Source organism: Microbulbifer mixtoriginis (SeqCode), from assembly GCF_052468275.1.
Genome location: NZ_CP174341.1, coordinates 4,168,609 through 4,184,815 on the forward strand (window position 1 = coordinate 4,168,609; position 16,207 = coordinate 4,184,815).

Genomic DNA, 16,207 nt, shown 5'->3' on the forward strand with positions numbered 1-16,207 from the left:
TCCGGGTAAATAGCACCCAATAAAAAAGGCCACTCTCAGAGTGGCCTTTTTTGCAACTATCTAAAGGAGTTAAAAACTACTTTATCCTTTTTTAATTGCAATCCAGTCATCCACTTGGCGCTCCAAGATTGCCAATGGCAAGGCCCCATTGGTCAGCACCACATTGTGGAACTGGCGAATATCAAACGCCTCGCCCAGCTCCGCCTGGGCCCGATCACGCAACTGCAGAATTTTTAACATTCCAGCCTTGTAGGCCAGTGCCTGCCCAGGCATTACCAGGTAACGCTCGATTTCTGTGGTCACTTCGGTTTCGGTCATGCCAGTTTTTTCCACCATATATTCGATGGCTTCTTCGCGACTCCAGCGCTTGTAGTGCATACCAGTATCCACCACCAAACGCACCGCACGGAACATCTCGGCCTGCAAACGGCCAAGATCATCGTAGGGGTTTTCCTGAAAGCCCGCTTCCTTGGCAACCTGCTCAGAATAAAGTGCCCACCCCTCAGCGTAAGCCGTAAACAAACCCAATTTGCGGAAAGTGGGCACACCTTCTAGCTCCTGAGCAATCGCCAACTGGAAGTGGTGGCCGGGAACCGCTTCGTGATAGGCCAGCGTGCGCATACCAAATTTCTTGGTTTCATGAACATCACGCAGGTTTGCATAGAAAACCCCCGGACGGGAGCCATCCATAGCCGGAGGGTTGTAGTAAGCCCCCGGTGCGCCCTGCTCTTTAAATTCTGGTACCCGTCGTACTTCAACCCCCATCGCCGGCTTCACATCGAAATAATCTCCTAGCCCAGCATTAATCTCATCGATCATCGCTTGGTAGTCGGCAACTATGCGTTCGCGCCCCTCATCCGAATCTTCGTATAAAAACTGGGGATCATTGTTAATCACAGAAAAGCGGGCGCTGATACTGCCGCTATCTTGCCCAATTGAAGAGAAAATACGATTCATCTCCCCCTCTATTCTTGCCACCTCTTCAATACCAACTCGGTGCAACTCCTCGGGGGACAAATTCGTTGTGGTGTGGCTACGAACCTGGTACGCGTAAAACGCCTCACCATCAGGAAGCGCCCAAACACCATTATTTTCGAAAACCTTGGGCTGTAACTCACGATAGTAAGCAATCAGATTCTTATATGCAGGATATACTTCTGCATCAATCAAGGCCTCTCCCTGAGCGAGGATACGCACCCGCTCCCCATCGGCCAGACCTTCAACTTTATTTAGGCGTTCTTCAAAGGAGGTATAAAGAATATTCTCATGGGCCGGTACCGCTATAAACTCTTGCATCTCTTCCAGCACGCTGTCGATAACAAAGCGGGGAGGCAGGATGTTTTTTTGCTCACGGATTTTTAGACCATCAAGCACCTGTGAAAATTTGCGGTCAACCTCACTCAGGCGGGAAAGGTAATAATCCGCTTCTTTGACATTATGAATCTGGTGCACCTCCGCAAGAAACTCCGGCAGGCTGTTTTGCACTCCAAACATTTGGTTAAGCGGATAATTGTGGTGTTTCCAGCGCTCCCCCTCCACCATATTGCCAAGAAAGTAGGCAAATACATCGTAAGAGATCGCTTGCTGGCCATCCATGCCTGCACGATCGTACTCCTGCAGAACGGCAAGCTCATCCTTAATCATCTGCATCTGACGCTGCTGTTCAGCCTCAGAAGCGTCATCAAGATGGGCATTGTGTCCATCGATTCCAAACTGCTCGAGCAATCGCAACTGGGAGAGAATTTCTGGACTGGTACTGCCGAGCTTGAAAAAGGCCCGCTCAAAGTACACATCTATTGACCAGGGTTTAAAATAGATCGCGTTGACCGCAACAACAGAAACCGCCGCAACCCCCAATAACAAAATACCGCCAAGCCATTTGGCCAACGTTTTAATCATTTTTTATTCTCCTAATATAGATATTGCGGTTCTAACTCCTCTCCGCCCCATGACGGCCCTACCCTGAGTGAGTCATGGCCAGCTAGGTCATAGAAAAAATTATACTGCCGACACACCGCACACCCATATTAAGCGCTATATCTTGATGGGAGAAACAAAATCACTGGGCTTTAACGCAAGCAGAGAGCAACTTACCTTTTGCAGAATATTCTCGGCAGTGTTTCCCATAATAAAACCGGGTATACCCGCACGACCCACAGTACCCATGATGAGGAGATCCAGCTCCTCCTCATCGATCAGCAGGGGAATATAGCTATCTGGGTGAGCAATGACATGGTGAACTTGAATATCCCCGCCGATACCCGCAGCCCGAATAAGTACATCCAATTTTGAGCGGTGTTGAGATCGAGCCGCTTCTGTAGCCTGGTCCAGCTCCTCTTCAGAGGCGCTGATAGGGAAGTGACGACGCAAGAACTCATCAACGTCATAATCCCAGCAGGAAACAACGTGTAAAATACCGTTACAACTATCCGCCAACACCCGCGCCCAGCGTAGTAAGCGGATCGCCAGATCGTAAGTACTCCCCTCATCACACTCGGGGTCAATCGCCACGGCCACCCTTATCTCAGTGTGCGCACGCTCTATGGGACGACACAGCCACACTGGGCAGGGGCACTTGCGTAATAACTCCATATCAATGGCTTTGAAGCCCTTGAGCTGGCTCAGCCCCTCCACATTTTTAATTACCAGATCGTAACCTTCGCTAAGTACGCGGCGAATAACTCTCTCTGCAGGGCGTGGACCACAGTCAGATTCGATCTCTATATTCACCTGCTCTTTCGACAGCTTCATACGCTCTCGAGCTGCGGCAATTCCTTCATTTACACGTTCCAGCATTGCCTTAACACAGAAGCTACTAAAGTCCTCAAACCCCGCCGGTACCGCTGGGCAAACCAGCAGCACCTTAATTTCCGCATGATTATTGCGGGCTATGGCAAAAGCCTGTAACAACCCACTGGACTCATCTTCAGCAGCATGGCTCACATAGAGGACTTTATGAATATTCGGCATAACAATTTCCTCAAACTGTGGGCATTGGAGGTAAAAGCAGACGGAGACCACCATGCAGCCCCTGCGGCCACCACCATTTAATATGGTCGATGAAAGCCAATTCACAGAAGAAGAATAGAAGTGCAGCTCTAGTCACCACCAGATTGAATACAAACCTGGGAACAAAAGAGGAAGCAAAGGGGGGGGGGGTTATAGAAGGGGCGGCGGCAGATGACCCAGAACTCTTTGACAGTCTCCTAGGTCAACTACTGAGTTAGGCTTAGGGGCAAATTGGATACCCTAGATATCCAGCACCTGCTTTACAAAGGGGATGGTAATTTTACGCTGTGCCATCAGGGAGGCCCTATCTAACTGCTCTAACAGCAGGAACAGTGCGCGAGTATCCCTAGGCGCGCGGTGCAAAATGTATTGCGCCACATCTTCGGGCAGATCGAAACCGCGCAGGCGGCTGCGCCTGCGCAAGGCAGCCACTTTATCGCGATCATTCATTGGCTGTAACTGGAATACCAGCGACCACTGCAGGCGCGACAACAAATCAGCCAAGGAGATATCCATCCCCCGCGGAGATTTTCGCGCCCCTAATAATAACTGCCTACCGCTGTCTCTGACCCGGTTGTATAAATGGAACATCGCCGTCTGCCACTCGGGCTGCCCCTCTAACAAGTGCAGGTCATCAATACACACCAGATCCAACTGCTCGAGGCCGTCGAGCAGTACAACCGGGTCCATGGCCATCAATTCAGCCATAGGAATATATTGGAAACTGCGACCATTGGCCTCGGCACTCTGACAAGCAGATTGCAGCAAGTGGCTAACACCACTTCCTGCATCCCCCCAGATGTAAATCACCGCTTCGGGATTTTGCCCACTGGCAAATGACTGCAGCAGAGCTACAACTTGGCGGTTGGGGTCCGACTCCGACAGATAAAAGTTATCGAAGGTAGCGTCGTCTCGCAGGGATACTCCCAGCGGCAACTGTTGCGGAATACTCATCTCAATCCCAACGATAGCGCAACGGATTATCAGCGCTGCCCAAAGGTGCACGGTGCCCATTCAACTCAATGGCATCCTCGTCCCCATGTGCTCGCAACTTATGATTTAACGCCAAGGTATCGCGCAAATTGCGTAGTCCTACGGTGGCACTCAATGCCAAGCGCATCCGATCTCCCTCCACAGAAAGGAGATTTGCACTGCTCACCTGCGCCAGTCCCTGTAAATAGGCCGAGGCCTCTGCGTAATCGGCAAAGCTATCCACGCCAGATAACTCCACAAAAATTGAGCCCTGTTGGGCATCCTCAATACCGGGACGCACGGCATAGCGTTGGGCAAGCAAGTTAGCCATCTGATTAACACCGCGCAGTGCAACCTCTTCCAAAGAGCCACCATTGCTATCAAAGGCATAACTGCGACCACCGTGCAGTAATAACCAATCAGCCTGCCAGCGGCGCCCCGACGCCTGAAGCAAGCGCCCCATCAAAGTGGCATCCGGCCTGTAGCGTAAACCAGCGCGCTCTGCGGCCTGTTCACTCTGAGCCCAAAGGTCACCAAGAGGCATATTGTGCTGGTCATTGAGGTCCATCACCGGGAAATCCAATGGCACACCGCGCTCCACAGCCATAGCATCCAATACCGAAAAGAGCTCCGGGGCATCTTCTTCCCTGAGGATACTGCGCCCTTCCTTTAGGGTATCCACAGCCAGCCACACCAGAGTGCCGGGGCGATTATTGGGCCACATCGGCAAACCCAACTGATGGATTTGCCTGGAAATAGCTTGGGGATCGAAAGAGAGATGAAGGTAGAGCTGATTATCTTCGCTGGTGTAGCGGTAACCTTCTAGGAAATGCTGGGCTTTCTTCAGGATAGGCTGCAAATTTGGATTACTGCCAATTGCGGCGTCTCCGGTGACACGCACAAATATCCGCTCCAGCCCCCGGCTGCCAGCACTCGCGCGGTCAGTAGCCCCACGGCTCGGTACAGCCTCGACCACTTCATACAGGTCCGAGATAACTCGAGCCTGGACTGGCAGAATTAGGGCACCGAACAACAGGACCAAAAACTGCAACACCAATCCCTGCCGGAGCAGCTTGTGCATAGGATTCTTCTCCAAACCTCATTCCAACCCGTGAGCTTGCACGAAATCGTTGTTATTGCGCAAGACGCCAAAATCCACGGCCGGGATAAAAATTGGGGCTATTGTATCAGCGTCGGCGACTTCTCTCAGCCCCGAGTTCTCACTATTAGAGGGTTTCTAGCCGTTTAACGGAAGATAAATACCAGATTCCTTCATTGAGATGCCCACTGGGCGTGGCTACCGGACCAAGACCCAGCTAGAATACGCGCCCTTCGAAGACCCACTGCAGGAAGAATCATGAGCGATTCCAAGCCGCAATCCGCTGAAACATCCCTCTCTTATAAAGACGCCGGTGTCGATATCGACGCGGGTAACGCCCTGGTAGAGCGTATCAAGCATGTCGCCAAGCGCACTTCCCGCCCGGAAGTCATGGGAGGCCTGGGCGGTTTTGGCGCTCTCTGCCAACTCCCCAGCGGCTATAAAGAGCCAGTCTTGGTTTCCGGCACCGATGGCGTGGGTACCAAACTGCGCCTGGCGATGGACCTGGGCATCCACGACACCATTGGTATCGACCTGGTTGCTATGTGTGTCAATGACTTGGTGGTAGCAGGTGCCGAACCACTTTTCTTCCTCGACTACTATGCCACTGGCAAGCTGAATGTGGATATCGCCGCTGAGGTTGTCTCCGGTATTGGTAAAGGCTGTGAGTTGGCAGGCTGTGCCCTGGTCGGTGGCGAAACCGCCGAAATGCCCGGCATGTATGAAGGCGACGACTACGATCTGGCCGGTTTCTGCACCGGGGTCGTGGAGAAATCCGAGATTATTGATGGCAAAAAAGTAAAGAGTGGTGATGTGCTCATTGGACTCGCCTCCAGCGGCCCCCACTCCAATGGCTACTCTTTAATCCGAAAGGTACTCGAAGTCAGTGGCGCCGATTTACAACAGGAATGCGGTAGCGAAACGCTGGCCAAGGCATTGATGGCCCCCACCCGCATCTATGTTAAGAATCTGCTGCAACTGATGAAGAGCGTCCAGGTAAATGCCCTCAGCCACATCACCGGCGGCGGCCTGCTGGAAAACCTGCCCCGCGTACTCCCGGAAGACTGTCTTGCTCGTGTAGACGTCACTAGCTGGGAGATGCCCGAAGTATTCCGCTGGCTCCAACAGGCAGGCAACATCGACGCCCGCGAAATGTACCGCACCTTCAACTGTGGTGTCGGTATGGTAATTTGCGTACCTGTGGAACAAGCCGACCAAGCACTGCAAACCCTGAAGCAAGCAGGTGAAGACGCCTTCGTCGTGGGCAAAATCGAAGATGCTGTGGCAGGCGCAGATGCCGTAGAGCTGGCGGGCCTGTAATGTCACAGGGAGTATGCAAAGTTGCCGTGCTGATTTCCGGTAGCGGCAGCAACTTGCAGGCGCTCCTGGATGCCTCGGCAAATGCCGGGGCAGACTTTTCCGTCTGCACAGTAATCAGCAATAAGCCCGAGGCCTTCGGCCTCAAGCGCGCCACCGAGGCCGGAGTCCCCACATCAGTGGTCGACCATCGCAACTTCTCCGGCAGAGAAAGCTTCGACCAGGCGCTAATCGCAGAAATCGACAGCCATCAGCCGGATTTGGTTGTCCTGGCCGGGTTTATGCGTATCCTCACTCCCGAGTTTGTTCGCCACTACAGCGGTCGCCTGCTCAATATTCACCCCTCTTTACTGCCAAAATATCAAGGGCTCCATACCCATCAGCGTGCTCTGGAAGCCGGTGATAGTGAGCACGGTGTTACCGTTCATTTTGTCACCGAAGAGCTCGATGGCGGACCACCCATCGTTCAAGCCGCCGTACCTATAAAGGAAGGGGACACTCCCGAATCTTTGGCAAAGCGGGTTCAGGTACAGGAACACGTCATTTACCCCATGGCTGTTACCTGGTTTGCCCAGGGGCGCCTAAAAATGCTGGCAGACCGCTCGCAACTGGACGGCGAGCTTCTACCTCTTAGTGGCGCCAGAATCGATAGTTAAGCAAAGCCAAGCTGGCGGGATCAGCATTGCAATGTACTTTGCGGGTCGCGCCAGCTAGTATTCAAAGAGGTTCAGATTTTGCGAGGCTCTGTCGTGCGCATTTTTTTCTCCTCTCTGTTTTTTCTCTTTCTCTCCACTCAATCTCTCGCCAGCCAATTGGAACCCTTTAAGGCGACTTATACCGCAAGGTACAACGGCATTAGTGTTACAGCCACTCGTGAGCTTACTGGGCAAGAAGGGAGTTGGCGGCTGGACTTTAATACCTTTGCGCTTTTTGCCAGTATTAAAGAATATTCCCGCTTTATCAGCCAGGACGGCAATATTACCCCCTACCACTATGAGTATCGCCGCAAAGGACTCGGCCGCGATCGCGGTACAATTCTCAGCTTCGAACCCGACAAAGGCATGGTGTTCAACGTCTCCAACCCAGAACGGGATATGGAAAACGTATCGCCAAACATCCTGGATAAGTTGAGCTATCAAATGCAGCTAACACTGGATGTCGCCGCAGGCAAAGAAAATCTCCAGTATGAGGTCGCCGACGGTAAGAAGATTCGCAAGTACACTTTCGCCAAAGAGGGCACCGAAGTAGTAAAAACACCAATGGGGAAAGTAGAAGCAATAAAGGTACGCCGGGTTAGAGATGCGGACTCAGAAAGAGAGACGACCGTCTGGATTGCACCTCAATGGAACTACGCCTTAGTGAAGCTGGTACAACGTGAGGAGAATGGCAAAAAGTACCAAATTACTTTGAAAAAGCTATCTATCAATGGCAAAAGTGTCGGTGCTGGCCAATAAATTGCCATTTTTTTACAGAGGCAAAAAAAATATTCACATTTGATGGATTTTTGCCTCCTTTCTCTTTATAAAGTGACTCCTTTCCCTTGCACAGGCAATTCCTTGTTGCCTAACCTGTTTAAAAGCGAGGGATTTGCTACGAAAACGGAAGGCATCTATATAAATCTAATGGCCTTCCCTCCATATCCCAGCATTTCCAATGCTACTTATGGTTTTCAGTAATCAGCAGACTTAGAGATGGGCTCTCATGAATAAGAAATACCTGCGACATGCAGTTTTAGCCGCAGCAATCGGCTCCGTTTCCCAAGGCGCTATGGCCGCGGGCTTCTACCTTCAGGAAACCAGCGCATCCGGCCTTGGCCGTGCCTTCGCTGCCGAAAACACTATCGGTGATAATGCCTCCATCCTAGCCCGCAACCCGGCTGGTTCTGCACTATTTGATACTTATACTTTGACTGGCGGCCTCACCTACGTCGACCCCGAAATCGACGTGGCCGGAACAGTTACTAACTACGCTTTTAGCCCGCAACTTGGCAGATATGTTGCCGTTAGCTCTTCTGTGGCTGACGCTAGCGACTATGCCACCAGCGCCTTTATCCCCAATGGGTATCTGGCAGCACCAATCAATGATGATTGGTCCTGGGGCTTAGCTATGTACACAGATTTCGGTCTTGAGACTGATTTCCCCGACAGCTTCCCCGGCACCATCATCGCCAACAAAACCAACTTGTTGACCCTTAATATCCAGCCCTCTGTTGCTTACGATATTAATGACACCTTTAGTATCGGCGCATCTATTAACTTCCTCTACGCCGAAGCAGAATTATTAACCACCTTCCCCACAGATTACGAAGTTGTTCCTGCTCTGGCCGATGCAACTATCTTGGATGTTAAAGGGGATGGCTGGGATGTAAGCTGGACAGTCGGCGCCCTGTGGCGCATTAGTGACAACACCCGCGCAGGTATTTCTTACCACGCAAAGTACGACCCCAAGCTAAAGGGTGATGTTAATTCGGATGTTACCCCCGCAGAAGATCCCTTTGATGATGCCAGCGGCAGCCTGACCCTGAACCTACCCGACACCCTGGAGCTGGGTCTATACCATCGTTACGATAACAACTGGGCTATCGCTGTTGGCTATATGTACACGAACTGGGATCGCTTCGAGCGCCTAGCCGCATTTGTTCCAGCGGGCGGCGCCGAGTGGGACCCTAAAGTACTTAAAGAGGAAAACTTTAAGAGCGGCTCCCGCTTCAGCCTTGCCGCCGAATACTTCTTTAATGACAATGTAACCGTACGCTTTGGTTACGCCCATGACGAAGGTGCAGCTCGTGACGGCTTCAATCGCCACGAAGAGGAAGTTATTAGAGAAGAGACAGGCTTCGATTTACCAATTACTTGGCGCACACTGTCTATCCCCGATACCGACCGTCAATGGCTGACCCTGGGCGGCACCTACACTCACAATGATCGCCTGAGTGTTGATGCTGGCTTCGCTTTCATCTGGGGTGATGATGAGCGAATCCAGGAAGTTTCAGAGCCTGGAGCTGTTTTCGCATACTACGATGGCGGCACCACCAAGACCGAGGCTTGGCTATTCAGTGCAGGTGTAAACTACAGCTTCTAAGTAGTTCGCCCTCTCGACAAACAAAAGGCTCTACCCCGGTAGGGCCTTTTTTAATTCTCCTATCGACCTCTCACCCTAGCGCCTCCAAACCCACCAACACCTCACCCCCATCAGCATCAGCATCAATACCACTTAATAGCAATATTAAGAATTAGTGGTTAGATATCTATCGAAAGTAATTTGTTATATAGCCTCATCAACAATTAAGAAAAACAACACAACATCGAAAATCGATTCATTATTGAAAATATATAAATTATTAACACTCACCTAAAAGAAAACAAAATGACTTTATCGCGAACACCAGCTTTCTAGATAATTTTTGTAACATGCCATAGTGAGTGACAACAGTGGCTCTAAAGCAGAAAGGTAACCCTCTCACTAATAAGTCTGAAATGGGGCAGCTGAAAAACTAGCAGACAAGCCCAAAACCTCAAACTTAAAAAGTCAAACCAAAAGAGCAAAACATGAAGTTAACCGCAGTATTTTTCCTACTTATAGTAAGCCTTGATGTTGCAGCATTAACCATAGGAGAGGCGATAAATATAGCAGGACGTCAACGAATGCTATCTCAAAGAATCACGCAAGCATTTATCCTAAACGGTGTACAACCCGAAGCACAACGCCACCAGAAAGTATTGAAACGGTCAGTGCAGGAATTTGAGCGTAACAATCAGAAACTCAATACGTTCCCAGCTGCAGAAAAAATCAAAGATCAGCTAAAAAAAGTACAGAGCGAATGGCAACCCTTTAAGCAACTCAGTCTGCAACCGGTAACCAGGGAAGGAGCAACCGACTTATTCCTGCGCAGCAATAAACTATTAACAGAAACGCACAGCTACGTGGTTAAATTACAGCAACTCGCCAATCACAATTCTGCCGAACTAATCAACATTGCCGGTCGGCAGCGAATGCTTTCTCAAAGAATTTGCAAGAATTATGCTGCTAAACTTTGGAACATCTCACCAGCTGAAGCGGAGCAAGGGCTACAACAAGATCTTACAGAGTACTCCAGTCGCCTAACCCGCCTTTTGGAGAGCACACTCAACACCCCTGAAATCAGCAGCAACCTTCTCAAAGCCAAGGATCATCTCAGTTATGCCAGCCGAGGCTTTGAAGGGGAAATGAAACTATCTGAACAGCGTCAGATTCAAGTAATTACTGGCACTACAGACTTGATGCTGCGCGATATGGATGTCGTTACCAAGCAATATGCCAGCTTGCTGGACTCAAGAGAATAGCCATGAAAACAGATGTTGAATTTAGGCCCAGTATGGAGGAGCTTCTGGAAAAGCTGGCAACGCCAAAATTCCGAGGCCTAAATCAACAAGCTAATGACGAAACCATAAAACGTATGAAGCAGTCCGTGCCGATATTAATAGGGATTGGCAAAGCTGGGGATCACATACCCGGCATGCGCAAGAATCTGATTTTACACGCCGGCCCACCAATCACATGGAACCAGGCCTCTGGCCCTTTAAAGGGGGCAATTATTGCCGGCCTCCTATTTGAAGGGCTCGCAAAAAACAAAGAAGCCGCCATAGAGATGATGAAAAAAGGGGAGGTGGATTTAGAGCCTTGCCATGATCACAATGCCGTTGGACCAATGGCCGGCATTATTACCTCTTCGATGTCAGTGTATATTGTTGAGGACCAACTCTCTGGCTATAGAACTTACTCCAACCTCAGTGATGATAGAGGTGATTTTCGTGGAAGCTCCATTCGCTTTGGCGTTTACGAAAAAAGCGCTATCGATTACCTCCACTGGGTTGAGAACAATGTGGCCCCAGTTCTCAATCAAGCCATTGCCGATGTCGATGGGATTGACTTCCTGCCAATCATCGGCAGAAGCCTACTTATGGGCGATGACTGCCATGTAATGACCAATGCTGCCACTTTAATATTTTCCAGAATTCTCCTCCCTGGTGTTATCAAGGCCAGCCCTAAAAAAGAGTGGATAGAGAAAATTGCCTCACAGATTTACCAAGATGAATCATTTTCCCTGAACGCCATTATGGCCACCTGTAAAGCAATTGCAGATGCGGGTAATGGCATACCACATAGCAGTATTATCACAACCATGGCGCGTAATGGTACCGAGTTCGGCATCAAGATATCAGGACTCGGTGAAAAATGGTTTACCGGCTTGGCCGGTGTTGGACGCGGTTTTTTGATGCCCGGAATTACACCTGCGGATGTCAACCGCGATATGGGTGACAGCGCAATAACCGAAACCGTAGGGCTTGGTGGTACTGTGAAATCACTATCCGGTTCAAACCTGGACACGATCGACAACACTCTCAAGATGTATAGCATTGCACACTCAGAGAGTGATTCATTCTTAACTCCAGGTATTGATGATCAGGGGCCACCGCTTGGATTCGACCTATTAAAGATCGTCAAGACCAATACAACCCCAACAATCAACTCCGGCCTGGCACACAAAAATATGAATCGCTATATGGCCGGTACTGGATCACTTCACCCTCCAATGGAGGCTTTTATTAAAGCCGCTGTAGAGTTTTCTGAAGTTGAAGTCCCCTTAACTCAAATGCAGTCCTGACATTTTTTAAACAAAAAAAGGGGAGTAACACTCCCCTTTTTTGGCCACTTCTCGCAAAGCTAGCAGATTACCAGCCGCACTGACGACCCTTGTTCTGCTCTTCCAAGTATGCCATCAAAGGCTGGAAGTAATCGATAATTGCAGATGCATCCAGATCGCGCTGGCCTGTCAAAGCTTCCATCGCATCCGGCCAAGGCTTACTGGCACCCATAGCCAACATGGTACGCAATTTCTTGCCCGCTTCATCATTTTGATAAATAGAGCAGCGATGCAGTGGCCCGGTCTCGCCAGCAGCTTCACACAATGCACGGTGGAACTGGAACTGCTGAATGCGAGCGAGGAAATAGCGAGCATAAGGAGTGTTGCCGGGAATGTGGTACTTGGCACCCGGATCGAAGTCCGCTTCGGTGCGCTCTACCGGGGCCTGGATACCCTGATACTCCTCGCGCAGCTTCCACCAAGCCTTATTGTAATCAGCCGGCTGAACCTCACCATTGAAAACCTGCCAGCGCCACTTATCTACCAGCAAACCAAAAGGCAGGAAGGCAATTTTATCCAGTGCCTGCTGCATCAGATAACCGATATCTTTGCTCTCATCCGGCACCTCATCCATCAGGCCAATTTCCTTCAGGTACTTAGGTGTGATAGACAGGGCAATGGTATCGCCGACAGCTTCGTGGAAACCATCGTTGGCCCCCTCTTTATAGAGGAAGGGCTGCTCCTTATAAATGCGCTGATAGAAGTTGTGGCCCAGTTCATGATGGATAGTAACCAGATCTTCTCCGGTCTTGTTAATACACATCTTGATGCGGATATCATCCTGGCCGTCCATATTCCAGGCGCTGGCGTGACAGACAACATCGCGATCACGGGGCTGCGTGAACTGAGAACGCTCCCAGAAAGTTTTGGGCAATGGTTTGAAGCCGAGAGAAGTAAAGAACTTCTCACCCGCCTTGACCATATCCTGCTCACTCATACCCGAGTCAACAACGAGCTGGGTCAGGTCATAGGGTGCCTGCATGTCATCGTCTTTGACCAGGTCATAGACATTGCCCCACTCCTGAGCCCACATATTACCAAGCAGATGTGCGGGGATTTTACCCTGAGCAGGTACTACCTCATCACCGTAGTGATCATTTAGCTTGGCGCGTACATGGCAATGCAATGCCTCATACAAAGGCTTCACTTTGCCCCACTGAGCATCCATATCGGCAGCAAAGGCATCTGGCTCCATATCGTACTTGGAGCGCCAGAAAACACTCAGGTTATCGTAACCCAGCTCCTCAGTGCCGGCATTGCCGATCTCCACTTGACGCTCATACAGAGGCTTCATAGGAGGGGAAACTTTACGCCAGCCCACCCACAAATCCTTGAGCAGCTCTGGGTCGCGGTTGCTAGCCATAACCTGACCCATCTCGGTCAGGGTGTAACACTTTTCAGCCCCTTCCTCTTCCCGACAGTACTTACCGGCACCATACATACCCTGCATTTTCGAGCCGATCTGGGCCAGCTCAGCGGTCAAAGCGGGATCTTTCGGCGCCGGGAACACCAAACCCTGCTTCAGCATGGTCAATTGGCGACGGGTATCTGGATCGAGCTCCAAGTCATTAAACTTTGCCGCTTCCGAAGCGAGCTCCACAGCCATCGTTGTGTAGCGCTCGGAGGCGAGGGCTTCTACATACTGTGAATCAAGATTGATATAAGTGGATGCCAACCAAGCGGCGTGGCTCATTTCCTGAGCCATTTTCTCCAGGCGGGCCTGGGCATCATTGAGGAATGCCTTGGCATCCTCAGCAGTCAGCGGGCCATTTTTGGCCGCTGGGCTTTCTGCGGTGGCCTGAGCCACCCCCATGGATTTTGGTGACTGCTGATTGCTGTCACAGGCAGACAGCGCTACTGCAGCGGCAATGGCAAGAGCAACTTTCTTCATCTTCCCCTCAAATAATCGTTATTGGGCCTAGCTATAACTGTCGCCGTTTATAGCATAAGCAAGCTACTAGCAGCGACGGTAAGCTTATGAGTTAGCTACAGATCGACACAAAATCTCACGTATTCGGCGGTTTCTGGGGAAAAATACGGCGTGATCGGGTACGGCTGCCAACAGACAGCGGGACGATTAGCCTCAGAGGCCATCTGGCGAAGAATCAGGGAAAGCTTTAAAAAGGAAGGCGTTTAAGGAGGCAGCCCAACCAGCAACACCCTCGGCACATGATACCACTGCTACCGTTGCTCCCTTCCGGGCCTGGCGGGGTTCGCAGCTGCTCATTGCGAGGGGACCGGAAGGGCCACCACAACGATCTTCGGTGCATCCGAAGAGGGCGCGATTATAGAGGGTTAAAGGCGCAAGTTCCAGCCCTATTAACAGGTTATAATAGGCGACTACTACTTTATCCCGTTCTGAAGAGTTAACCATGCATCTGTTTGTCGATAATTTGACCAATGTTGATTTCAGCTACCTGGACCACCAGCGTGGTTTAGTGGGCGAAACCTGGCTAGCGAATGCCGCCCTGGATGGGGCTCTCGATCACCAGGGCATGGTTTGCGATTTTGGTATCGTTAAAAAGACATTGCGCCACTGGTTAGATGATCAGCTGGATCACCGCCTCCTGGTTCCGATCCTCGCCCCTGGCCTGGCGCTAGCCCATCAAGACGGCAATATCTCTCTCAAGTGGCAACTCGCAAGCGGCAAGCAGATTTCAGTATCTGGACCAGAACAGGCATTCGCCCTAGTAGAGAGCGATAGCATCAATGCTGAAAGTGTTGCCCGCTGGAGTGTTCAGCAACTGGCTAACTCCTTCCCTGCCAGTGTTGAGCAGCTCAAGCTATCTTTTGAAGACGAGCAAATTCAGGATGCCTTTTACCACTACAGCCACGGACTGAAAAAACATCAGGGCAATTGCCAACGTATTGCCCACGGCCACCGCTCTCGCATCCAAATTTTTGTTAATGGAAAGAGAGACAAATCGCTAGAAGAAAAGTGGTCTCAACGTTGGAAAGATATTTACCTGGGTACCCGTGAAGACCTGCGTGAAGAAAATAAAGAGAATGGACATAGCCTGGTCTTCGCCTACAGAGCCCAACAGGGAGATTTCACTTTGCAGTTGCCCGCAAGCGCCTGTGAAATTTTGGATTGCGATACCACTGTTGAGCAGCTGGCTCAATATATCGCCACGACTCTTGCCGAACAGTACCCCGGCAGTGAAGTCAGAGTGCGCGCCTATGAGGGGCTCGGCAAAGGAGCCATTGCCAGTGCTAAGCTCTAGCCTCTGTAAAAGCCACTAAAACTAACAATTCTCCATAGTCTCAAGAGACTTGATTTTGAATTTGATTCTTTTGCAAGAAGCGGACTTTATCAGCCCTGATGTCGTCCGCCTCTCTGGCCGTAGGCTAGAGCATATTGTCAATGTCCACCGGGCCGAGCCCGGTCAGCAACTGCGCGTAGGTCTGCTGGACGGAAATATCGGCTATGGGCAAATCACTACTCTCGCCGATCAGCAAGTAGAGCTCCGGGTGGAGCTAAGTAAAAACGCTCCACCACCTCCTCCCATCACCCTGATCCTGGCGCTGCCACGCCCCAAAATGCTGAAGCGCATTATCCAGCATGTCACCGCACTGGGAATTAAGAAGCTGGTCTTGATCAATAGCTACCGGGTGGAAAAGTCTTATTGGCAAACCCCATGGCTAGAAGAGGAAAAGCTTTTTGAACAATGCCTGCTTGGGCTCGAGCAAGCCGTCGACACACAAATGCCAGAAATTCTATTGCGCAAACGCTTTAAACCTTTTGTGGAAGATGAGCTACCTGAGCTGTGTCAGGGCTCTCAAAAACTGGTTGCTCACCCGGTCGGTGGCACTGCTTGCCCAGTAGACATCGGAGAGGCCTGCACCCTGGCAATTGGTCCTGAAGGGGGGTTTATTGCCTACGAAGTTGAGAAGTTAAAAGAAGCGGGGTTTCACTCTGTACACCTGGGTCCACGAATTCTCCGAGTAGAAACAGCCCTACCAGTTCTGGTTAGCCGACTTTTCCCCTCCTGTTAAGTGTAAGTCTCGAATCGTGGTCACATGCCAATTTCACAGTGCATGTGACCCATACTTCTCATATTTATTTCACAAGCCATTAATATCGCTCGCCCCAAGCTTTCAAAAAGCTACGGCAATATGGTCTTGTT

13 protein-coding genes and 1 other RNA gene are annotated in these 16,207 nt (G+C 50.7%); 8 read left to right on the forward strand and 6 right to left on the reverse strand.

Translation table 11 applies throughout. The annotated features are described in order from the left end of the window. Window positions 1-81 precede the first annotated feature (81 nt). From ACJJIC_RS18270 to ACJJIC_RS18285, 4 genes are all read right to left on the reverse strand, one after another. Window positions 82-1,899 (reverse strand): DUF885 domain-containing protein, encoded by a 1,818-nt coding sequence (locus ACJJIC_RS18270; protein ID WP_445357588.1) that lies wholly within the window; start codon window positions 1,897-1,899, stop codon window positions 82-84. A gap of 135 nt (window positions 1,900-2,034) precedes the next feature. Next, window positions 2,035-2,970 carry a universal stress protein gene (locus ACJJIC_RS18275; protein ID WP_444885710.1) on the reverse strand — a complete coding sequence of 312 codons (936 nt, stop codon included), beginning with the start codon at window positions 2,968-2,970 and terminating at the stop codon, window positions 2,035-2,037. Between the two features lie 279 nt (window positions 2,971-3,249). Next, on the reverse strand, window positions 3,250-3,963 hold the full coding sequence (gene hda, locus ACJJIC_RS18280) for a DnaA regulatory inactivator Hda (RefSeq protein WP_252085029.1): 714 nt from the start codon (window positions 3,961-3,963) through the stop codon (window positions 3,250-3,252). Window position 3,964: 1 nt separating this feature from the next. After that, complete coding sequence (locus ACJJIC_RS18285) at window positions 3,965-5,062, reverse strand: DUF2066 domain-containing protein (protein WP_444898800.1); 1,098 nt, start codon at window positions 5,060-5,062, stop codon at window positions 3,965-3,967. 276 nt (window positions 5,063-5,338) lie between these two features. Between ACJJIC_RS18285 and purM the strand changes: the two genes are divergently transcribed. The 6 genes from purM (at window position 5,339) to ACJJIC_RS18315 (ending at window position 12,041) form a co-directional block, all read left to right on the forward strand. Continuing rightward, window positions 5,339-6,400: a phosphoribosylformylglycinamidine cyclo-ligase gene (gene purM, locus ACJJIC_RS18290; protein WP_445357589.1), complete on the forward strand. Its 1,062-nt coding sequence runs from the start codon at window positions 5,339-5,341 to the stop codon at window positions 6,398-6,400. Then, entirely contained in the window at window positions 6,400-7,053 is a 654-nt protein-coding gene (gene purN / locus ACJJIC_RS18295; RefSeq protein ID WP_444885713.1) for a phosphoribosylglycinamide formyltransferase, read from the forward strand. The genes purM and purN overlap by 1 nt, the downstream gene beginning before the upstream one ends. A gap of 78 nt (window positions 7,054-7,131) precedes the next feature. Continuing rightward, entirely contained in the window at window positions 7,132-7,851 is a 720-nt protein-coding gene (locus ACJJIC_RS18300; protein WP_444909000.1) for a DUF3108 domain-containing protein, read from the forward strand. A gap of 247 nt (window positions 7,852-8,098) precedes the next feature. Next, window positions 8,099-9,478, forward strand: a complete 1,380-nt coding sequence (locus tag ACJJIC_RS18305) for an OmpP1/FadL family transporter (RefSeq protein WP_444885715.1) — start codon at window positions 8,099-8,101, stop codon at window positions 9,476-9,478. Between the two features lie 467 nt (window positions 9,479-9,945). Next, window positions 9,946-10,719 (forward strand): type IV pili methyl-accepting chemotaxis transducer N-terminal domain-containing protein, encoded by a 774-nt coding sequence (locus ACJJIC_RS18310; protein ID WP_445357590.1) that lies wholly within the window; start codon window positions 9,946-9,948, stop codon window positions 10,717-10,719. A gap of 2 nt (window positions 10,720-10,721) precedes the next feature. Further along, window positions 10,722-12,041 carry a YlbE family protein gene (locus ACJJIC_RS18315; RefSeq protein WP_445357591.1) on the forward strand — a complete coding sequence of 440 codons (1,320 nt, stop codon included), beginning with the start codon at window positions 10,722-10,724 and terminating at the stop codon, window positions 12,039-12,041. Window positions 12,042-12,108: 67 nt separating this feature from the next. On the opposite strand, the gene ACJJIC_RS18320 is transcribed toward ACJJIC_RS18315, so the two are convergent. Then, window positions 12,109-13,971, reverse strand: coding sequence for a M2 family metallopeptidase (locus ACJJIC_RS18320; protein ID WP_444885718.1), 1,863 nt, complete (start codon window positions 13,969-13,971; stop codon window positions 12,109-12,111). A gap of 254 nt (window positions 13,972-14,225) precedes the next feature. Further along, window positions 14,226-14,323: signal recognition particle sRNA small type (gene ffs, locus ACJJIC_RS18325), an RNA gene on the reverse strand. A gap of 129 nt (window positions 14,324-14,452) precedes the next feature. Between ffs and ACJJIC_RS18330 the strand changes: the two genes are divergently transcribed. Beyond that, window positions 14,453-15,304 (forward strand): 6-carboxytetrahydropterin synthase, encoded by an 852-nt coding sequence (locus ACJJIC_RS18330; protein WP_444904133.1) that lies wholly within the window; start codon window positions 14,453-14,455, stop codon window positions 15,302-15,304. A gap of 55 nt (window positions 15,305-15,359) precedes the next feature. Further along, window positions 15,360-16,076 carry a 16S rRNA (uracil(1498)-N(3))-methyltransferase gene (locus ACJJIC_RS18335; RefSeq protein ID WP_444904132.1) on the forward strand — a complete coding sequence of 239 codons (717 nt, stop codon included), beginning with the start codon at window positions 15,360-15,362 and terminating at the stop codon, window positions 16,074-16,076. Window positions 16,077-16,207 lie beyond the last annotated feature (131 nt).

Bases quoted from the DNA above. Each gene is read 5' to 3' on its own strand.
- ACJJIC_RS18270 (WP_445357588.1), bottom strand. From the start codon at position 1,899: ATGATTAAAACGTTGGCCAAATGGCTTGGCGGTATTTTGTTATTGGGG.
- ACJJIC_RS18275 (WP_444885710.1), bottom strand. From the start codon at position 2,970: ATGCCGAATATTCATAAAGTCCTCTATGTGAGCCATGCTGCTGAAGAT.
- hda (WP_252085029.1), bottom strand. From the start codon at position 3,963: ATGAGTATTCCGCAACAGTTGCCGCTGGGAGTATCCCTGCGAGACGAC.
- ACJJIC_RS18285 (WP_444898800.1), bottom strand. From the start codon at position 5,062: ATGCACAAGCTGCTCCGGCAGGGATTGGTGTTGCAGTTTTTGGTCCTG.
- purM (WP_445357589.1), top strand. From the start codon at position 5,339: ATGAGCGATTCCAAGCCGCAATCCGCTGAAACATCCCTCTCTTATAAA.
- purN (WP_444885713.1), top strand. From the start codon at position 6,400: ATGTCACAGGGAGTATGCAAAGTTGCCGTGCTGATTTCCGGTAGCGGC.
- ACJJIC_RS18305 (WP_444885715.1), top strand. From the start codon at position 8,099: ATGAATAAGAAATACCTGCGACATGCAGTTTTAGCCGCAGCAATCGGC.
- ACJJIC_RS18310 (WP_445357590.1), top strand. From the start codon at position 9,946: ATGAAGTTAACCGCAGTATTTTTCCTACTTATAGTAAGCCTTGATGTT.
- ACJJIC_RS18315 (WP_445357591.1), top strand. From the start codon at position 10,722: ATGAAAACAGATGTTGAATTTAGGCCCAGTATGGAGGAGCTTCTGGAA.
- ACJJIC_RS18320 (WP_444885718.1), bottom strand. From the start codon at position 13,971: ATGAAGAAAGTTGCTCTTGCCATTGCCGCTGCAGTAGCGCTGTCTGCC.
- ACJJIC_RS18330 (WP_444904133.1), top strand. From the start codon at position 14,453: ATGCATCTGTTTGTCGATAATTTGACCAATGTTGATTTCAGCTACCTG.